This window comes from Desulfosporosinus burensis, from assembly GCF_054657535.1.
Genome location: NZ_BAAHYN010000014.1, coordinates 1 through 19,428, shown reverse-complemented (window position 1 = coordinate 19,428; position 19,428 = coordinate 1). Strand labels below are relative to the sequence as shown.

General features: G+C 43.5%; 15 protein-coding genes and 2 pseudogenes. 1 reads left to right on the top strand and 16 read right to left on the bottom strand.

What is annotated here, in order from left to right; translation table 11 throughout:
* The first annotated feature begins 222 nt into the window (after positions 1–222).
* The gene (locus ACYQ3Q_RS22015) at positions 223–633 is read left to right on the top strand and encodes a hypothetical protein (protein WP_459930627.1); all 411 of its coding nucleotides are present in this window, start codon (positions 223–225) and stop codon (positions 631–633) included.
* Positions 634–1,248: 615 nt separating this feature from the next.
* Here the strand turns inward: ACYQ3Q_RS22015 and ACYQ3Q_RS22010 are convergent.
* The 16 genes and pseudogenes from ACYQ3Q_RS22010 to tnpB all read right to left on the bottom strand — a co-directional run bounded on the left by ACYQ3Q_RS22010 (position 1,249) and on the right by tnpB (position 19,294).
* Complete coding sequence (locus tag ACYQ3Q_RS22010; RefSeq protein WP_459930749.1) at positions 1,249–1,791, bottom strand: TetR/AcrR family transcriptional regulator; 543 nt, start codon at positions 1,789–1,791, stop codon at positions 1,249–1,251.
* A 112-nt stretch (positions 1,792–1,903) separates the two neighbouring features.
* Positions 1,904–5,035 (bottom strand): efflux RND transporter permease subunit, encoded by a 3,132-nt coding sequence (locus ACYQ3Q_RS22005; RefSeq protein ID WP_459930626.1) that lies wholly within the window; start codon positions 5,033–5,035, stop codon positions 1,904–1,906.
* Complete coding sequence (locus tag ACYQ3Q_RS22000; protein WP_459930625.1) at positions 5,032–6,312, bottom strand: efflux RND transporter periplasmic adaptor subunit; 1,281 nt, start codon at positions 6,310–6,312, stop codon at positions 5,032–5,034. The genes ACYQ3Q_RS22005 and ACYQ3Q_RS22000 overlap by 4 nt, the downstream gene beginning before the upstream one ends.
* 167 nt (positions 6,313–6,479) lie before the next feature.
* Positions 6,480–6,830, bottom strand: coding sequence for a hypothetical protein (locus ACYQ3Q_RS21995; RefSeq protein ID WP_459930624.1), 351 nt, complete (start codon positions 6,828–6,830; stop codon positions 6,480–6,482).
* Between the two features lie 24 nt (positions 6,831–6,854).
* Positions 6,855–8,516: a S41 family peptidase gene (locus ACYQ3Q_RS21990; RefSeq protein ID WP_459930623.1), complete on the bottom strand. Its 1,662-nt coding sequence runs from the start codon at positions 8,514–8,516 to the stop codon at positions 6,855–6,857.
* A gap of 182 nt (positions 8,517–8,698) precedes the next feature.
* Positions 8,699–8,947 carry a M domain protein gene (locus tag ACYQ3Q_RS21985; protein ID WP_459930622.1) on the bottom strand — a complete coding sequence of 83 codons (249 nt, stop codon included), beginning with the start codon at positions 8,945–8,947 and terminating at the stop codon, positions 8,699–8,701.
* A gap of 278 nt (positions 8,948–9,225) precedes the next feature.
* Complete coding sequence (cshA, locus tag ACYQ3Q_RS21980; RefSeq protein ID WP_459930621.1) at positions 9,226–10,698, bottom strand: degradosome RNA helicase CshA; 1,473 nt, start codon at positions 10,696–10,698, stop codon at positions 9,226–9,228.
* 907 nt (positions 10,699–11,605) lie between these two features.
* Positions 11,606–12,787, bottom strand: coding sequence for a TolC family protein (locus ACYQ3Q_RS21975; RefSeq protein ID WP_034140900.1), 1,182 nt, complete (start codon positions 12,785–12,787; stop codon positions 11,606–11,608).
* Between the two features lie 219 nt (positions 12,788–13,006).
* Entirely contained in the window at positions 13,007–13,252 is a 246-nt protein-coding gene (locus ACYQ3Q_RS21970; RefSeq protein WP_459930620.1) for a hypothetical protein, read from the bottom strand.
* Between the two features lie 107 nt (positions 13,253–13,359).
* Positions 13,360–13,668, bottom strand: coding sequence for a hypothetical protein (locus tag ACYQ3Q_RS21965; RefSeq protein ID WP_459930748.1), 309 nt, complete (start codon positions 13,666–13,668; stop codon positions 13,360–13,362).
* A 216-nt stretch (positions 13,669–13,884) separates the two neighbouring features.
* Positions 13,885–14,100: pseudogene (locus ACYQ3Q_RS21960) on the bottom strand (transposase domain-containing protein); the annotation flags it as partial.
* 117 nt (positions 14,101–14,217) lie between these two features.
* A complete protein-coding gene (locus ACYQ3Q_RS21955) occupies positions 14,218–15,228 on the bottom strand; it encodes a tyrosine-type recombinase/integrase (RefSeq protein ID WP_459930619.1) in 1,011 nt (336 codons plus the stop codon).
* Complete coding sequence (locus tag ACYQ3Q_RS21950) at positions 15,215–16,177, bottom strand: tyrosine-type recombinase/integrase (protein ID WP_459930618.1); 963 nt, start codon at positions 16,175–16,177, stop codon at positions 15,215–15,217. Before ACYQ3Q_RS21950 ends, ACYQ3Q_RS21955 begins: the two co-directional genes overlap by 14 nt.
* Entirely contained in the window at positions 16,174–17,385 is a 1,212-nt protein-coding gene (locus ACYQ3Q_RS21945) for a tyrosine-type recombinase/integrase (RefSeq protein ID WP_459930617.1), read from the bottom strand. The genes ACYQ3Q_RS21950 and ACYQ3Q_RS21945 overlap by 4 nt, the downstream gene beginning before the upstream one ends.
* Positions 17,386–17,519: 134 nt before the next feature.
* Positions 17,520–18,842 (bottom strand): annotated as a pseudogene (gene tnpC, locus ACYQ3Q_RS21940) (IS66 family transposase); the annotation flags it as partial.
* Between the two features lie 89 nt (positions 18,843–18,931).
* On the bottom strand, positions 18,932–19,294 hold the full coding sequence (tnpB, locus tag ACYQ3Q_RS21935) for an IS66 family insertion sequence element accessory protein TnpB (RefSeq protein WP_459930616.1): 363 nt from the start codon (positions 19,292–19,294) through the stop codon (positions 18,932–18,934).
* Positions 19,295–19,428: the final 134 nt, after the last annotated feature.

Here is a 19,428-nt window from a genome sequence, read left to right as displayed (position 1 = left end):
TAAAATATAAATCACCTCTTAAATTTTAGACTATTTCTAGTCTTTCCCAATTGAGGTGAGTTTTATAACAACACGGCATTAAATGCAAAATAGAGGTCCATGCTGAGCCTATTTTGTCATATTCTACTAAATAACACATATGATGGTACAGACTAAGCAAAGATAAAATTAGTCTCATCTTTTGCTTTGTCAAGCCTAGTAAGTGAGGTGAGGCTAATTAATATGAGAGAATTATGTAGAAGCATATTCTTGTCGTTTTGCCCCCCCGAAGAACCCCCGCTAAGCGAGGCAGAACGCCTACTTGCAGAAATCGAAGCAACGAAAGAAAAAATAAACCATGCTTGGAACCGCTTTGACTACGCAGCACCGGAATACGTCGAAATTGCCGTGCTTGAACTTCTAATAGTTGAAACACAATATGGGCTTCTTAATAAACGCTATCGCTTATTACTTGGTGTTAAAGGAGAATCTCCATTCTATTTGCCATCTGCAGTAAAAGCATTATCTTATTCTATGGCTAGCAGGCGTCAAAACCATGCGTTTTATGGGTCTCTTTCTAATCCTACTACCGAAACGCCCTCATTTGATTCGATGACTCCTCAATTAGTAGCACAAAATCCATATCAATCCTAGTACACTCGTTTAGTATTCTGATCATCGAGACTGCAGATAAAGATACTACGTCAAAATTAAAAATAGCTCTGTCAGTTTTGACGGAGCTATTAATGTTATTACAAAACCGAACTTACTATTATTGGCAAAAAGCCAACCGCATTCACTATGATAATATCCTCCCACCTTTAATTGAATATAGCTTTTTCGGAGGGGCTTTATCTTTCAGCGAATCCTTTGGAGCATCACATCGCTCGTTTGATACGTGACCAAGGTCTGCCCCGCAATATGGGCACTCCCAGTTTTTCCCACTGTAAGAGGAATAGGATCTCCCTCTACAATCAGGGCAAATTCTCATGTTCATAGCCGTCCCCTTTCCTTTTACCATAAAACCCCACTAGGCATTCTCACATTTGTACATTTACATAATATTCCATACTTTATTATTATACTATGAACTACAAGCTTTAGAACCTAAAGTGTTCGACGATTTACCACGATTTACCACAGCATCTATTTGCTATCTTCATATTAAACCTATATCTTGTCAAGAATATGCAAAAAGCAGCCGGATCTTACCGACTGCTTTTTGCTCAACCTAACCTATTAAGGGTGACATTCTTTAAAAGGTCCTTCTTATTGGAGCCCCTTCAACACCACATCCACAATGGCATGATGGTCAAATTCATCTTGAGGTCGATGATCCATCAAAACTCTTTTCTTGGAGAACAAATCCAGGGCTCCAACAATACAGTAGGTAGCTAGTTCTTCATCGAGATCCGCACGAATCTCTCCGTTTAATTTTGCTGCCTGAACCATCTCTGTGTATTGCTTTAGGATGGCCATGTGTTCTGCAAAGAGTTGACCACGGATTTCTTTGGAAAGGGTATTAACCTGCATAACGATTTGCACGATATCCATATGGCTGTTCAGAAATTCGTAATGATAACGAGAGCAGTTTTGAAGCCTTTCTTCGATGGTTTCACCCTGTTCCATATTCTCCTTCAACCCAATCCGAAACTCTTGAATGCTGAATTTGAGTATCTCTTCAAATAAACGTTCCTTACTTTCAAAGTACTCGTAAATTGTGCCTTTACCTATACCCGCCTCTTTGGCGATATATTCCATTTTTGCGCCGTCGAAGCCATATTCAGAAAAAACCCGAACTGCTGCTTTTATTATATCTGTCTGTTTTTCTTCTCGCGACGCCAGTCGAAATCATCTCCTTATACTGTGCGCGTTGGATTCAACGCTCTTTCAAACCTCGAAGTTCGAACTTCAAAGCTCACCTTTATACTGAATGGGTTATACTCGGTGTAGTTAACTTCTTTTCCTTTTTTTGCTTCCTAGAATCTCGAATATCTTCAAAAATCGTATAGATAACAGGTACAAGCAACAGGGTTGACATTGTAGAGAGCGCAAGTCCAAAAATAACGACCACTGCCATCGGTGCCATAGATTCTGAGCCTTCTCCAATTCCTAAGGCCATCGGCATAAGACCAAGAATGGTTGCCAGCGTGGTCATCAGTATGGGTCGTAAACGAATCGGCCCGGCATTTTCGATAGCCTCTTCCCGTTCCTCTCCCCGTTCTCTGCGTTTAATAATATAATCTACCAAGACAATCGCATTACTTACGGCAATACCTACTAAGAGAATTAAGCCGATAAACGAAGGTACGCTTAAGGTTGTTCGGGTAATAAATAAGCCCAGCATTCCCCCCGAAAATCCCATCGGTAAAGATAAAATAATCGTAAACGGGTGTAACAAGGATTCGAATTGGGCTGCCAGAATCATGTATACGAGCAAAATCGCTAGTATTAAGGCGAGACCCAAATCCGCAAACGACTCCATCAGTTCTTTATTCTCCCCTAACACTTCATACGTATACCCATCAGGGATCTGATAGTCTTTTATCTTAGTTTCAATATCCGTCGTAATACTCCGTAAATCCCGGTTGATGATCTGACTCGTGACATGGACTACACGGGTCTGTCCAGTGCGCTCAATCTTCACCGGACCTCGTCCCATTTCAATTTTGGCCACTTGACTAAGGGGAACGGTGATCCCAGAAAGTGTGGGAACCGGAGTCTGCCCTAAATTCTCAAGACTCGTTTTAAACGTCTCATCCCCACTCAGTACGACATCGATTTCTGACCCTTCATATCGATAGGTTGTCGCGGTTGTTCCGGAAATGGTACCCTTGACGGCCTGAGAAATCTGTGCAGCTGATAAACCATATTGGGAAGCATTCTGACGATTGACTTTCACTACGACTTCGGGGACCCCTTCTGTCATGCTCGATTTGACTTCACGGGTTCCATCCACTGACTCAACAATCTTCTGGATCTCCATTCCGATCTTCTTAAGTTCATCAAGCTCTTCTCCTTTGATAGCAATGTCAATCGGAGTTTGTGAGCCACCCATTTGCATATTATCCGTAATTGTAACCTTAATTTCGGCGCCGGGAATATCTTTCGTCAAAGAACGAATCTCATCGCCCACTTCTTCAACACTTCGTTGTCGGGCAGCCAAATCCACGAGTTGGACACTGACTGAGCTGGTATTAGCGGTATCCCCTCCGAGTGAAAATCCCCCATTGGTCCCAATTTGGGTGAAGACCGTTTCGATCTCTGGGATCGCCTCTAGCTTCTCCTCAATTTGATTAACCGTGGCTTCGGTGTCCTGAAGTTTTGCCCCATCCGGCAGAGTCGTGTTAATCGTTAATTGACCAACATCTGACGCGGGCATGAATTCTGCCCCTAAGCTGAAAGCGGATGCACTGGAGAGAATAAAAACCGCCGTCGCAATCGCCATTACGGTCTTGCGATGATGCAATGCATAGTGTAAAAACCTTTTATAAGTCGCCTCAACCCACCCAAAGATTCTATCAAACCCGCGACTAAAGCGGTCCACAAGCCCTTTGACCCCGGTCCGACCTTCTGGGATAACTTCCGTCTTCATAAGCTTGGCAGAAAGCGTCGGAACTAAGGTTAGGGAAACAAGCAGCGAGGCCAGGAGAGAAATGGCGAACGTCATCGCTAATTCTCTAAAAATTGTAGCCACAATTCCTTGAACAAAGACGATTGGGAGAAAAACTGCAACCGTAGTTAACGTGGAGGCGAAAACTGCCATCCCGACCTCGGACACTCCTTTGATAGCAGCATCAATTTTAGAGTATCCTTCCTTGCGATGACGATGAATGTTTTCCAAGGCCACGATATTATCATCCACCAAGCGACCCATCGCTAGAGTCAGTCCCCCAAGGGTCATCATATTGATCGTGATCCCTGCAAAATAAAGGACTGCAAAGGTCGCCATCATGGCAATCGGAATTGCCGTCGCCGTGATAAAGGTTGTACGAATATTATGGAAGAAAAGGAAGACCACGAAGACTGCTAAGATTCCACCCATAATAGCTTCGTTTTTGACAGTTTCTATAGATTGATTAATGGCATCAGACTGATCCATTACTGTCTTAATTTGCAATTCTGGATATTCTTTTGTAAATTCTTCGATGGATGCTTTGACCCCATCTGCCACTTTTACTGTATTCGTCCCCGATTGTTTTTGAACAGCAATACTTACACTTTTTTCTCCATCCGCTTTGGTAATCGCGTTGACGTCCTTATGCCCTATTCCTACCTCAGCAATATCCTTTAATCTAATCTGCCCTCCAGTAGGTAAAGGAATCATTAGTTCTTTGATTTCATCCACGGATTCAAACTCGCCGGTTGTCCGGATCGTAAGTTCCTGAGTACCCTTTTGAACCTGTCCCCCTGGGGCGTTAAGATTTTCGGCACGTATCAGTTGGGCTAAGGAATTTATAGTCAGCCCATACCCATTCATTTTCTCCAGATGGGTTTTGATTTCAATCTGGTCTTCATACCCTCCGATAACCGTAACAGAAGCCGCTCCAGACACGCGCTCAAGCTGAGGTTTAAGCTTATCCTCTGCAACAGACTGCAGTTTAGCGAGGTCTGCGTCATGTCCACTCAGAGTCAATATAACAACAGGCATGGCCCCTAAGTCCAGCTTCATGACCATCGGAGCTCCAGCTTCAGATGGCAAACGGCTCTTGATCTGATCAACCTTCTCCCGCATTTGGAGGGTCGCAAAGTCCATGTCCGTCCCAGACTTAAACTGCGCAATGACAACTGAGCTCCCCTCGGAGGTTGTCGAAGTAACCGTATCAATATTTCCTACAGTAGAAATGACTCCTTCCAAGGGGTTGGTGATAAGTTTCTCAATTTCTTGGGGACCTACCCCAGAATACTGGGTCACTACGATCGAAACAGGAATTTCAATGTTCGGCATAAGATCGATCGGGAGTCGGGTCAAAGAAATACCACCCAAAAGAATGATTATAAGCATCGTCATGATGATTGTGACTGGGCGCTTAACCGAAACTTCCGCTAGCTTCAAGACTTTTCCCCTCCCACAATCTTCACCTTGTGGCCTACATCAACTAACGTTTGTCCTTTAATGATCACCTGATCGCCCTCGTCTACGCCTTTAAGGATTTCTATATCTATCCCTGTATCCAGGCCCGCGACCACCTCTTTAGCAACGGCTTTACCCTCTTCAACGACATATACGATTGTCTTTTCATTCTTCAGGACGACGCCCTCACTTTTAACCGCCATAACATCTGCCTTCTCGTCGGTCGTCAGTTCGACTTTAACAAACATGCCGGGTATTATTGATAATCCATCGGGATTCTCAAAGGTAATTTTAACAGGATAGAGTTGAGTTCTGAGATCGGACGAAGGGCTAATATACTCGATTTTTCCGACGAGACTATTTTCAGACACTGAAGGAACCATGACCTTGACCGCTTTCTCCTTTATGAGACGGTTCACTATATTCTCCGCAACACTGAAAGTGCTGTAGACACTACTCGTATTCGTGAGACCTACCGCCGCTTGGGCACTCGTAGCTATATTTCCCACCTGAACACTAACCTGGGAAACGGTTCCATCCACGGGTGCAGTCACGGTGGCATTGTCCAAAGCCTCGCGTGCTTGGGCGAGTTGAACTATAGCTAATTGGAGGCTGCTGTCCGAAGCTTGCACTTGCAGCTGTTCGATCTGACTGGCATAGAGGGCTTCTAATTCCTTGACCCCTAGCTCGGTCTGATCTAATTGCACCTTCGAGACTGCTCCAGCCTCAAAAAGGGCCTTCGTTTTCACTAAGTTCTGATGAGCATCGGCGATCTTGGCCGAAGCAAGCGTCTTCGTACGTTCAAGAGATGCTCTAGCAGCACTCCAGAGTTCTTTGCTATTTTGATATCTGGCATCCGCTAGCTGAAATGCATGCCTCAAATCCGTAGCATCCAAGGTGAATAGAACGTCTCCCTTCTTGACGGGGTCCCCCACTTTCACTAAGACAGACTCCACTTTACCCGGCACCTTCGGAATTACAGAAACTTCTGTATCAGACGTGACTTTTCCACTCAATATTGCAGTATTAGTAAGGGTTTTCTTTCCTACAACTTCTACTTGGACCGGTATGTATTTTTCTTCTACCACAACCTCTGCAGTAGGCTTACTCATGAACCTACTGCCCACAAAAACCAGCACTAAGAGTACCCCGGATAAAATTAGAATTCTTTTTCCTGTTTTCCCAATTTTCATTTCCAACGTATTCTCCTCCACTTTATCTCTTACTTCTAGACAGCCCAAAACCGACCGTTCGGTCACCTATTAGTTATATATGATATTTTACTGGAAATCAATCCTTTTGCTTATACATTATACAAAAAAATAAAGAGCCCGACTCAATGGAGAAAGTCAACTTTAGTTGCTCTATAAGCCCCCAAACCCTAACGAATTTGTTGCTAAGAAAACGGAAACCCCGGACTGCATATTTAGCTGTCCGGGGCTTCCTTTTTTCGACTACGAATGTCATTCCATAGCTCGATCACTTGTTTTGCTGCCAACAATAAGACCGTAACAAAACGCAGTGGATTCTTCCTCAGTTCTTCTAGACTGACGGCAACCTCATTCACCGTTCCACCTACTTGCTCACTTGTTTGTCTGACAAGGCTGGTAACGGCTTGCACATCAGCAAGCAAATACGGCAAATGAGTATTTATATCCTTCACAGTTTGCTTTGCCTCATCCGTGAGTTTCCGGGCAGAGCGAACCCAAAGCATCACTTCGATACCGATTACCCCTAAAATGATGGTAGCAACAAGGGCACACACTTCATAAATCACAAATCAAATCCCCCACTCTGATGCCTATCGCCTTTTCCCTAAATCCTTTATTGCTATACCATAGTCCGGATCACGAGGACTCGTCAAGTACCCTTCACTTACCCGGTTTTTAGTCCTAAGCGACTGAATCTTCGCTGCACCCTTTGCAGGTTCCTCTTGAATTGTATGCGCAACTGCCAAGGCTCCCGCTTGCAGTGCTTGGCCTGTCACACCCAAAATAGTGGGATGAATGATTAGCCAATAGGTCGTATCCGGGTTTAATGCACCTTTTGGAACGACTTTCACATCGGAAGGACCCAAGGGTTCCAACGTTGAAAGTGTCCTCTCACCTGTCTTGCTGTTAATCAGTTCTATGCTTGTATTGTCCACGCTCTGCCAATCGACCAACCCAGAAAAGTGTACTGTAAACTTCTTGTCGAGCGGAATCTCCCATAATTCGCTGACCATGCGGTAACTTGGATAATAATATGGATAATTAAAACCCGATGGTAAGGCACTCGGTGAAGCAACTCCCATTAGTTCTTGCCAAGCTTCCCAATAATCGTCCGTTCTACCCAATTCAAGAGCAACAGCCGTATCGTTTAACATTAATTCTGCTACCTTAAGTGAATCTGCCTGCTGGATCTCTACATCGGGGCTAACTCCTACGATGTTGATATCATGTCCCAGAGGCGAGAAAAAGCGATCGACGGTCATTTTAAGCACTCCACCACTCTCAAGATGGAACATGCTCTGAACCGTCCCTTTCCCATAGGTCGTTGTCCCTACGAGTGACGCCTTTTGATGGTCTTTGACCGCAGCAGCGAGGATTTCGGAGGCGCTGGCACTGTTCTCATTTGTCAGGAAAATGACGGGTTGAGTAAACCGCAAACCAGGATCTGATACCTTAAACTGAGAAAATTCCCCTGTTCGGTCTTTAATTTGCACTGAGACTTCTGAGCCTATAAAATAGCCCGCAAGGTCAAGGGCTGAACTTAAGTATCCTCCCCCATTATCTCTTAAATCCACAATCCATCCGTTGACCTTTTCACTTCTTAACTGATTGACGATCCTTTCAAATTCTTTAGTCGTATCACTACCGAAGGAATTTAGATCTAGATAGCCTATATGCCCACTTAAGACTTCTCCTGTCACGGTAGGGCTAATAATAACTCGGCGTATAACGGTTAACTCCCTAGTTTCCTCTCCCTGAATCACCTGAATAATAACGGTAGTTCCTTCTAGTCCACGAAGTAGGCTCACAGCCTTTTCGAAAGATAGCCCCACCAAGGATTGTCCATCTGCACGTATCATGATACTTCCCGACTTTAATCCAGCCTCTTCTGCCGGTGAACCAGGAATAACAGATAATACCTTGACTCCTTCAGAAACCATTTCAACTTGAACTCCAATTCCAGAAAAGCGCATATCGATGCTTTCTATAAAACTCTGGTACTCCTCCGGCGTTAAATACATCGTGTGTGGATCTCCTAGTCGTTTCAGCGTCTCATCTATGGTCGGAGCATTCAAGACGTAGGCTGACACCGGATCCACATATTGATCTTTAAGTAGCAAGCGGATTTCTTTCAAAACTCCAACGTCAGAGGCCAAAACCAGCGCTGAATTATTTAGTATTAGGATCAGGACGAGCATAACGTTTAAAAAAATGTGGCCGACTACTTTTGTCCGTAAAAATCTTGCAAGCATCTTTTGTATAATCTCCCCTCCAGGATTTCAAACCCTACGAATTATAGATTCGACGCATTACTGGATTTACCTTCGGCCATGTTTAAAGTTCTTTCTAAGCCAATAAAAATACCCTCTATAGTTATCTCGACTAAAGAGGGCATTTTTATATAATGAATCGTTATATTCAAAGAATGCTTCATTTATATCGCCTTCTGTGTTGTGATTACGTCTCCTATAGCATTTATCGTACCTTCCACATAGCTTACCGTATACTTTAGATTATCGATCTCTGCCCTATGCACTTGGTTGTTATGTTCTATAGCCTTAACAACCAAATATATCTCATCTTGTCTCGACTCTAAGCTATCCATTCTTGATTCCATCTTTGACTCTAACCCATCGAGTTTATTGAGTATGTGCCCGAGCATCTCTTTGATCTCTTTCTCCATCGTCTCAACACCTTTCTTGCAAAATTATACCATCCCAGAGCAGCCCCAGCAAGATAAATAAACAGTGAACTCGTTTAGCTAATGCTGAACATCGAGACTTCGGTGACGAAAGCTTCCAGTGGATGGTTTCGCCGAGCCGCATATCCCAAAAGGAATACTTCGCGGCGAAGGAGGACTCTACCTCCACCAAAGTATACTAAGGAACACCCACTTATAGAAGTGGGACGTCGATAAAAAAGGAAAAGGCCACCAACGACCTTTTCCTAAATACAAAGAGTTTATCCGTTTCTCTTATTATCCCTACCCCTTTGAGCTCCGGCAGCGCCACCACGAACATCGTTACCTTTTCTCCTTGACCAAGTATCCGTCTTTTGTCCGTAGCCATCACGGTTGAAATTCCCCTGAGGTCTGGCATTTCCCATGCTTCTTCCCCTCATAGGGGCTGCTTCCGTCAGACGAACTTCGACAGCTTCAGGTTCCTTAGTAATGATTTTCAATGCTGCGCATAAAAGAGTCACTGAGTCGTTCTCGGCAAGCAGCTCTTCAGCTACCCCTTTATATTTCTCGATATCTTCTTCAGCAATCACTCTGAGGATCTCGGTCATCGTTAAGCGCTGCTGACCTTGTACCGCCTCAACAATGGTCGGTATCGGTTTACGAACAATCCTGCGTTTAATAACCTGCTCAATCAGTCTCAGCATTCCGATCTCTCGAGGAGTGACTAACGAAATCGCTAACCCTGATTTCCCTGCTCTTCCAGTACGCCCAACTCGATGAACATAACTTTCCGGATCTTGTGGAATATCAAAGTTAAAGACGTGAGTCACTCCGCTAATATCAAGCCCCCGAGCTGCAACATCTGTCGCGACCAATACTTCGATGGTTCCGTCTTTAAACTGCCTCAAGACACTATCTCTCTTGCTCTGAGTCAAGTCACCGTGAATTCCCTCCGCAGAGTATCCCCGCTTCCCTAAAGCCTCCGAAAGTTCATCGACTCGTCGCTTAGTTCGGGCGAAGACAATCGACAAATCTGGAGATTGAATATCTAAAATCCTTGATAAGACATCGAATTTAAGTCGTTCGGTTACTTCTACATAATGTTGCTCTACATCAGCAACTGTTACCCCTGTCGCCTTAATACTAATCAGCTCAGGTTCTTTCATAAAGCGCTGGGCAATATTTTGTATCTGACGAGGCATGGTAGCTGAAAAGAGTAGGGTCTGACGCTCCTCTGGAACCTCCTTCAAGATTGTCTCAATGTCTTCTAAAAAGCCCATATTCAACATCTCATCAGCTTCGTCCAGAATAACAATTTTAATATCACTAAGGCGGATGGTCCTCCTTCTCATATGATCCATTAAGCGTCCGGGAGTTGCCACAATGATGTGAGGTTTCTTCTTTAGAGCCCTGATCTGCCAGTCGATCCCTTGTCCACCGTAAATAGGCAAGGAATGTATGCGTTTATACTGTCCGATCTTATTCAATTCCTCTGCAACCTGAACTGCTAACTCCCGTGTTGGAGCCAATATTATACCTTGAATAAGTTCGCTCTGCTCCATAATCCTCTCAATTAAAGGAATTCCATAGGCAGCCGTTTTTCCGGTTCCAGTTTGGGCCTGCCCGATCAGATCCTTGCCCAGTAAAGCTACAGGGATCGTTTTCTCTTGGATAGGGGTTGTTTCTTCAAACCCCATGTTAATAATCGATCGAATAATTGGTTCGCTTAATCCTAGGTCTGTAAATGTCGCCAATGCTTTCATTCTCCTTTTTATTTGTTATACTCTTTAAGTTTTCCAAATGCGTCCCTATCTATAACTGCGCTAAAAAAATCTTAATTTATAAATAACCGCCGAAACAGAACATCCGCGATAGCGCGTGAGTTTCGCCAACGAAGGAAAGACGCTTACGGCACCAATTATATATTGTACCATACTTATCCATGCATGGATAGTCGTTGTATGCAATTTTTCGGTTTATCTCTTGCTTATCTCTTGCTTATCTTCTACTTATCTTATACTTACTTTACCTTGTCACTTCTAATTTGAGACATATATAAAAGGACCTCCGCGTCCGGAGATCCCAATTGCGCAAGTCAATGGTTCAAGGACCTTATGACTTACAAAATAAAATTAGCACTAAACTTTCTTAATGTCAAGCCGAATCGATTTCCTACGCAAAGAGCACCCTTTACAAGAACATTCGATTATGTACGAGAATTCTTGTTAAATCTCCTTTTAGAACTTAGATACTTCCAGTTAAACCCGTAGATTAGGTAAGATTAGTACCCTGTATAAATCCCCCGTTCGTTATTATCTTTGGCAAAGTTTCGTACATACTTCATAATACCATCTTGAGAAACTGCATATAACCTGTTTCGGGTAATTTATTCCGATTGATCGGTATACTGGTGGGTGCAGATACTAAATCACTTTTACTAACACTTATAGCTTTTACCCCCGAAGCCTTGCCAGAAATTAAAAAATTCTTGGCGACAATTCTAGGTAACTCCTATTCAAATTCATTAACTTGTAAAGTTCTGCTTTAGGGATGGGTGCTTTAAGGGATTCTCCTGAACTCTCCTTAAATAATAAAGGACCCCCGCTTCCGGAGGTCCTGATTGTGCAAATCAATGTTCCGCCCAAATTTGTATAAGCGGTATTAACTATTCTTTTTGGAAGTGTTCGTTATAACGGAGATTCCCTCCAGTAACCAGTCATAGGCGGTCAAAGATTTCACTAGATCAGTTTCTGCGGTTATTACCTTCCTTACTAGGGCATCATAGTTAGTTTTACTAACATTGAACGCTACAAGCGGTATCATCCCTAGGTTATACCTCAGTTGCTGATGGTCCCATTTTACTCTTTCTGTTTTGAACTTTATTTTCTCTCTTTCAAGGGATTCTTGCTTTGTCTTAACATCTTTAAACGCTAAATCAAAGTCCATTTTCACCTGGCGGGTTTGCGAATCTCTATCTTCCGCTTCTTCTTGTACCCGTACCATATAGCTATTAGCTATCGCAGTCTCTATGTCTTCATCGTAGTCCATTTTATTAATTAGTTCAAAATCGGGCGCCGGAACTTCCTCGATAATTAAATTCGTGTCAAACTCTTGGCCAAAAAACAAGTTGAGGGATCCCTTCAAGGTATCCTGTGTATCTTTTAACGATTTTATCGTTACATCAAGTTCACGTAATTGGAGTTCAACGTCCTTGTAATCTGTCGGAGTTATTATCCCTAATTCTTCCTGAAGCTTCATGATTTTGACTTGGTTTTCAACGTTAGCCCTATTAGCTCTCAGCGCTTCCGTTTGAAGCCCCAGCTCCTGATAACTCAAGAACATTTGCTGGGTTCCCCATACGACCTGTTTATTACCCATACTAATTTGGAGATAAGATTTCCACATATCGTCCTTCCGGGCGCTCAAAGAAGCCTTTTGGGCCGTAAGATTACCAAGTTGAGCTTGATAAAGCATATATAGATTGTAGTTAACATACTTAAGCGTATCTGACAGATCCTGTGGATTTGATAGAACTGGATTAATCGGTTTGGAAACACCTTTTAACAATTCTTCATCTGTGAAATAGCCACTTAACTCCCCTATTGTTGCCTTTAATTTCGATTCTGTTCCCTCGATTAGTTTTAAGCTGTCGTTAATATCCCGTGCATCTGACAGTTTCTTATTATTAGCTCTTACGGTCGGGTTAAAAGCCTCAATTTTCTCTTCAATATTTATGTAACTAAGTCTGTTTATATTAACATCACTTGTATCAGCCATTGCGTTAACTGGAACTGAAGAAATAATCATGAGGCTTACGAGAACCGAGGACCAAAGTTTTTTCATAATTTCTCCCCCTAGATTTTTAATAATTCATAATAACCCACGGACAATAACAATCTATAGTCTATTAGGAGGCTTTGGTAAGCAAAAACTGACCGTTCGGTCACCTTCTATTTATATATTATTTCTCTCCAGAAATCAATCCTTTTTTAGCTTATACTTTTGCTATTGGGTTTACTTTATCACGTGAGAAAGGAAGACCTTTTATTGTCTTTTTGAAGCCTATAGATTGACAATATCCGGGAAGTACCCGAAAACTAACTTCGGAGTACTTTTTCGACCCGAGCACTCGAAGTCTTTAGCAACTGTGGTCTGGAATTCCAAGTGGAGTAGGGTATCGTCTTCTAGGAGGAAGACAAAATCGACTCTCTTCTCTTTGGCTTCGACTACAGGCAAGACCGTGGGCATGATGTCCACAATTTTAGCCGTCCTAAGCTCGAATGCCCCAAGGATCTTGTTCCTAAACATCTCCGCAGTGGCCTTCATGATAATATCGTATTATACCCGCTGATCCCTGCCTCCAATGAGTATTACCTATCCCTTTTAAATATTATACTACGACTAATGCTGCTAAACTACTTAAACGGTGGATAATAGCGGCTCGAAAAAACCTTCTGACTTCGGAGGCCTTTTCCGACCCGAGCACTTGCGGCTAGTAACACGAAAATGAGGTGCACAACGTTCGGTAGCCTGTCTTTAGACTGGAAGAGAGCCGAGCCCGACATGATTTCGCTTATGAAGCGTTCCTCTTTTGCCATCGTTACATCAGCCCACTGCAAAACCCCTGCTGGACTTTGGCGTTTTTTCTTATTAATTTTGGATGCCCAGTCAATGTAGCTACGATACTTAATTCCCTTGGCTTCACACCATTCCTTTGCCGTAATACCACTAGCACGGCATTCGGCAACCAGTGCTTTTTTTCACTCTTATCCACTACAACAATACCTCCATGTAAGGTTTTTATGGGGATATTGTCTCATGAATGAATTGGGTTGACTATGCACCTGAAGATTAAGCACTTACGAGCATGTTGACCGTAAGCGTCAAATAAGTCGGTGTATAGAAAAAGAGCAAGAACCAGTGTAAACTAAGTTCTTGCCCTATTTGCAGACAGCCTGGACTTCTGGACTCCACGGCAGATAATCTTCAAGAAATTCTGGATGCTGACCGAACTGCACACCGGGCAACTCTTTGAAGATGAAACAAAGATATTTATAGGGATTCAGGCCATTGGCCTTAGCACTTTCAATCATGCTGTAAACGGCGGCACTGGCGGTTGCTCCTTTCGGGCTTCCGCTGAATAACCAGTTCTTGCGTTTATGTGTTTAAGAGCATAAACGCAATTATGTGCCGAGTTTGGTTATGTGCTGAATCAGGTTTAATTAACTACTTTTATGGCGGAGCTTCCTGGCTTCAGCACATAACAAAGAGATTTACAGCGACGCCAAAAACTGCAAGATATCATTATCTATCAAATACCTATGCGATTCTCGATCCATATTGGGTTCTTGTACTTTGCTCAGAGCGTGTTCTTTAAGTTTTAAATCAGCAATCATATATTTGTGCGTCGTTTCTATGCTCTCGTGCCCAAGCCAGATAGCGATTGTTGAAATATCTACCCCGGATTGAAGCATACTCATGGCAGTTGAATGCCGGAATACATGGGCGGTAACTTTTTTAGTTCTCAGCGAAGAACAATTGTCGGATGCTCTTAACACGATACATTCAATACGGTATCTGATTCCTGACCGTGTCAGATGTGGGACATTCCTGCCAGACAATAAATAGTCGTCACAGGAAATTCCATGAGCTTTCATGTAGTTTCTTAAATACTCGGCTGTTGATTTCCAAAGCGGCACAGAACGTTCTTTTCGTCCTTTTCCATAAATCCTTATGTACCCTTTGAGGTTATCCAAACTAAAGATATCTTTCCCTTTTAGGGATACCAATTCCGAGACACGCATGCCAGTATTATACAACAGAAGAAGCATCATGTGATCTCTCCGCCCCTCTACATCCGATTGATCGCAGGCACCAAGAAGCGCATCTATTTCATTTTTAGTCAAGTAGGCAACTTCTTTTTTATCGGTTTTCCGGAACGGTATTGCCTTGATTTTTCTTATGTTGCCAAGATATTCAGGACTCTCATAAGAAACGAATTCAAGGAAAGACTTTATGGCAGCCAGCCGATTGTTAATGGTTTTTGCAGTGTTATTTCTTTTGGTTTCAAGGTACTTCATAAATCCTATTATAGTATCGGTTGTAAAATGCGACATGTTCACAGAATTGGGGGAGATGCTAATGTCATCGTTCAAATAACGTAGATACAGTCTGAACGTGTCTTTATAGGCCTGAACGGTATTGGGGGATACCTTTTGCTGCCCCATTAATCGAACAAGAAAATACTTCTGTAGCAACACCTGAAAGTCTTCACAGTGTTTCATCTGCAGCGCCTCCTAGCTCATTAAAGAATTCTTCAAAAGCATTAGAGGCATATTGCAGCAGTTCTGGCGTGCCGGTCAGATACCAGTAGGTATCTGCGATTTTGACATGACCCATATAAGTGGATAGGTACGCTAACCGATTATTAACATTAACGCCTTCCTTGTACCATCGATGCAGCGTCTGACAAACAAACGAATGGCGAATATCGTATAATCTGGGTGGTCTGCGGTTCCAATGCCCATGTTCAGGCAAGAGACTATTCCTTGTTAGCTGTAATGAGTATTCAAAGTTCCTAAGGACAAGGGGTTTGCCACTTGTCATAATAAAAAAGTGGCTATTGGTATAGTTGTTTCGCAAAGCATCGCGCTTATTCTGGTAATCGCGCAATTTAGCTATCACCGTATCGTGAATCGGAAGACATCGGTGCTTGTAAAACTTGGTTTCCCGAACATGAATTAAGCCAAGATCAAGATCAACATCTGAATCTAAAAGATTACAGGCTTCTGAGGGTCTTATTCCCGTAGCCCACATCAGACCGATTGCGGTCGGGATTGTAAGGCGTCTCAACCCGTCAGGGGAATGGAGGCGTGCAGACTCATCCATAATGATCGAGATTTCTTCTTCAGTGAATATATAAGGATTAATTCGTCCGTGACACTTTTTCAAAAGCCCTTTCGGTGGGACTTGTGCATTAGGATCAAATATGCTGATGTACTTGGCAAAGGTGCGCACGGTTTCCAAGCGCCTTGACATATACCACAGGGTGTAATTCGGTTTTAGCGTAACCCATTTGAAGGCAACGTCTGCTGTTAAAGATCCGTTGTGCCCTATTGCTACCGTATATGCTGCAAATCGCCGCAGTTCTTCGGATTCAATCTTGATTTTATAGCCAAGAGCTTGCTTGTAGTTGATATAGTCTTCGACTTGCGCGGAGATGAGGTTGCTCATACAATCACCTCCGGCCATTTTCCTGCCACAAAAGAAAGCTCGGGAAAATTTATCTTCGTATAAATCATGGTTGTTTCAATTGTTTCATGTCCAAGGATATCTGCAATTGTCTTGATATCGGTACCCGATGAAATCATGTCTTTGGCAACAGTATGCCGAAACATATGAGTCCCGGTAAAATGCCGTAATCCAGCCCGAACAGCCGCGCGCCGCATCGTATCCCGAACCTGTGAAGTACCCATTGGGAATCCAGCTGATTTCTTAAATCTCACAAATAGAGTACGTTCTTTAGTATTTGGTCTTGCTTTAAGCAGATAGTTTACTATTGACTGGCCAGCTTTCAGACTTAGTGGGAGCTTTCTTTCTGAGTGATTTTTTGTTTTGTGCACACATACTGTACCATTCTGCCAGTCGAAATCATCTAGGCTAAGGTTGGCAACCTCCACACATCTTAAACCGAGATCGGAAAAACATCGTGCAATTGCGTAATCGCGTAGGCCAATCTCTGAATTTAGGTTGTATGTCGATAGAAATGTTTCCTTATCTTCCGCGGACAAATACTTTGGAACTTGCATTCTTTTCCACACTGGCGGCGTCATGGGTAATTTCAATATTTCATCAGCATTGAATCCGTCCTCGAATTCGAGAAACCGGAGGTAGTTTCTGATCCTTACCAATATTGTCTTACGACTTGCCGGACTTAAGTGCCTTAGCTCTTTCATAAGAAAATTTCTGACTTGATCCGGTGAGATTTTATTCCCATTCGCAATTGCATTCTCTATTGAGCAAAAACATAAAAATTGGCGGACCGTATTGTAGTGACTAATTAGGGTTGTTTCGCTTAAAGAGGCCACTTCTTTAAGATATGTATGGAATCTCGTGAGTTCGGCCTCAATAAGTTCATTGGCTTCATAAATCCTGGGTATTATGCGTTTGTTGAAGTGCTTTCCAGTTGTAAAGTGATAGTATGCATGAAGTGCAGCTTGTATTGTCCCAAAAGTTGAAGTTAGAGGTAAGCCCGCCGTATATCCTACAATTAACTTTCTGAGTTGCTCTTCATCGGAAAGAAGGTGTGTTAAGTTGAAGGAGTTAAGAAAGCAGGATACCCGACTTGTATAGACTTCAACAACCCGTTTGGTATAATTGTTTGTCATCAGGTGATTCTCAAAGTCTGACAAACTTGATGTGTCATACTTTTTGCGGCACATAATATCTACTCCTTTTTGCTTTATATAGTAGCAAAAAAGGATGATAGATGTTATGTGCCGAATATCTGAACAAAACCTACCAGAAAAGACTCCTTAAACCTGATTCAGCACATAACCAAACTCGGCACATAATTGCGTCCGATCGTGAAGGGGCGGATACTGTTTTCCGCCAAGTTATTGGAGAGGGAGCAGTTTCCATCCTTCAGATAATTCGTCAATTCCTGCCTATGGTTTACCGCGTATTTCAGAGCTTCCCCCAGTTTAGATTTAGGGAGAACCTTGTTTTTGTGGAAATCCACCCATGCCCAAAAGGCCTCCAAAACAGGTTGCTCCTGCTTCAGACGCTCGGTTTGCCGGGTTTCTTTAGAACACCCTTCGAGAGCTTTCTCCTTCTCAAAGAGTTCATTGCAGAATCGAATCCCATCGCTTGCCAAGGTGGCTTCCGGGCTGTGGATATCCTTCGGCAGGGCATCGACGAAGTTCCTTCGAACATGGGCCCAACACAGGCATCGCGTGATTCCCTCTACCTTTTGGTAACCTAGGTAGGCATCCGTGTGGAGGTACCCCTTAAACCCTTTCAGGAATTTCTGAGGGTATTTACCACCCCGGCCCGGTTGGTATTCAAAGATCCTGATGGGATGCTCACCGTGTTTGCCCGTACTGTAGACCCACATATAGGAATCTGTAGTATTCTTTCGTCCCTCTTCGTTGAGGACTTGTACTGGCGTCTCGTCAGCGTGCAGATAGTTCTCCGACAAGAGCTTCTGATGCATCCGCTGCAAAAGCGGGGTCAACCAATCCCGGGCTGCGGCCATAATCCAATTGGCCATTGTGGCACGACTTAATTCAACGCCCAGCATCTTCCACTCCTTTTCCTGACGGTAAAGAGGGAGGGCGTTGACAAACTTCTGATGCATCACCCAGGCTACTGTGGAGGGAGATGCCATAGAGTGCTGAATGACCGGCGAAGGTACGGGCGCTTTCTCCATATAGGGCAAGTCATTCTTACGACAGCTGCGGCACTCGAAGGTTTCGCGGTAAAGATCGATTACCCTGACTTTTGCAGGGATGAACTCAATTTCGGTGCGCACGAACTCTTCTCCCACTGAGACCAGCGTCGTCTGACATTCTTCGCAGAACCGGTCATCTTCTAATAGAGTACAGAGCCGTTTCTCATGGGGAAGGTCTTTCAAAAGTTCCTTACGTTGACCGTTGAATTTCTTTCGCTGGTAGCCCTCGACTTGCTTGAGGTCCGGTTCTACAGCCTTGGAGTTTGCTTGTGTTTCTACTTCATCAAAAAGAGACATCTGTCCCAAGGAAAGGACGGATGTCTTCTCAGAGCTTCGACCAAAGAGTTTACGGGTCAGATGATGAATGGTTTCATGAAGAAGGTTGTTTTCCTTCTCCAGTTCGGTGATGCGATGTTCAAGTGTTTTTATCGATTGCACTTCACTCATCAGCCCTAAATCCTTTGCGTTTTTTACTACATTCAGTATAGCATAGAAACGCTGTAAAGTCCAGTAACCATGCGGGTTTCGCTCGTTTTTCACACCGAAAAACAGCCTGTAGAATCCCACTTTTTTACGGCCTTGGGTTGATCGATTGACAGCCCTTCCATAAGCCAGCGGAATTCCTGGCGGGTAATTCCGCGGACCGCTTCAGCACTCTTCGGCCATTGGAATTTACTCTTTTCCAGTCGCTTATACAGAAGAACAAAGCCATCCCCTTCCCAATAGAGTACCTTCAGTCGATCATGCCGACGGCCGCAAAAGAGAAACAAACTGTTCTGGAACGGGTTGAGCTGGAAGTTTTGCTGAACCAAGGCTGTCAGTCCGTCGATAGACTTACGCATGTCGGTATACCCGCAGGCGATGTAGATTTTATCGGCCTTAGAGAGATCACCGAGCATGATGGAGTGCCCTCAGAGTATTCTCGATTAATTCTATCGATGCGGTGTTATGAATTTCCAGGCTTATGGCATCCATACGCACTACGATAGCCGGTGACGATGAGTCGATAGATTGGGGACCGACTTGGTCAACT

What these genes read in the sequence shown, in the direction of transcription:
- ACYQ3Q_RS21985 (WP_459930622.1), bottom strand. Translation starts at nt 8,947, where the DNA reads ATGGAGAAAGAGATCAAAGAGATGCTCGGGCACATACTCAATAAACTC.
- ACYQ3Q_RS21950 (WP_459930618.1), bottom strand. Translation starts at nt 16,177, where the DNA reads ATGAGCAACCTCATCTCCGCGCAAGTCGAAGACTATATCAACTACAAG.
- tnpB (WP_459930616.1), bottom strand. Translation starts at nt 19,294, where the DNA reads ATGCTCGGTGATCTCTCTAAGGCCGATAAAATCTACATCGCCTGCGGG.
- ACYQ3Q_RS21975 (WP_034140900.1), bottom strand. Translation starts at nt 12,787, where the DNA reads ATGAAAAAACTTTGGTCCTCGGTTCTCGTAAGCCTCATGATTATTTCT.
- ACYQ3Q_RS21990 (WP_459930623.1), bottom strand. Translation starts at nt 8,516, where the DNA reads ATGCTTGCAAGATTTTTACGGACAAAAGTAGTCGGCCACATTTTTTTA.
- ACYQ3Q_RS21970 (WP_459930620.1), bottom strand. Translation starts at nt 13,252, where the DNA reads ATGTTTAGGAACAAGATCCTTGGGGCATTCGAGCTTAGGACGGCTAAA.
- ACYQ3Q_RS21955 (WP_459930619.1), bottom strand. Translation starts at nt 15,228, where the DNA reads ATGAAACACTGTGAAGACTTTCAGGTGTTGCTACAGAAGTATTTTCTT.
- ACYQ3Q_RS22015 (WP_459930627.1), top strand. Translation starts at nt 223, where the DNA reads ATGAGAGAATTATGTAGAAGCATATTCTTGTCGTTTTGCCCCCCCGAA.
- ACYQ3Q_RS21945 (WP_459930617.1), bottom strand. Translation starts at nt 17,385, where the DNA reads ATGTGCCGCAAAAAGTATGACACATCAAGTTTGTCAGACTTTGAGAAT.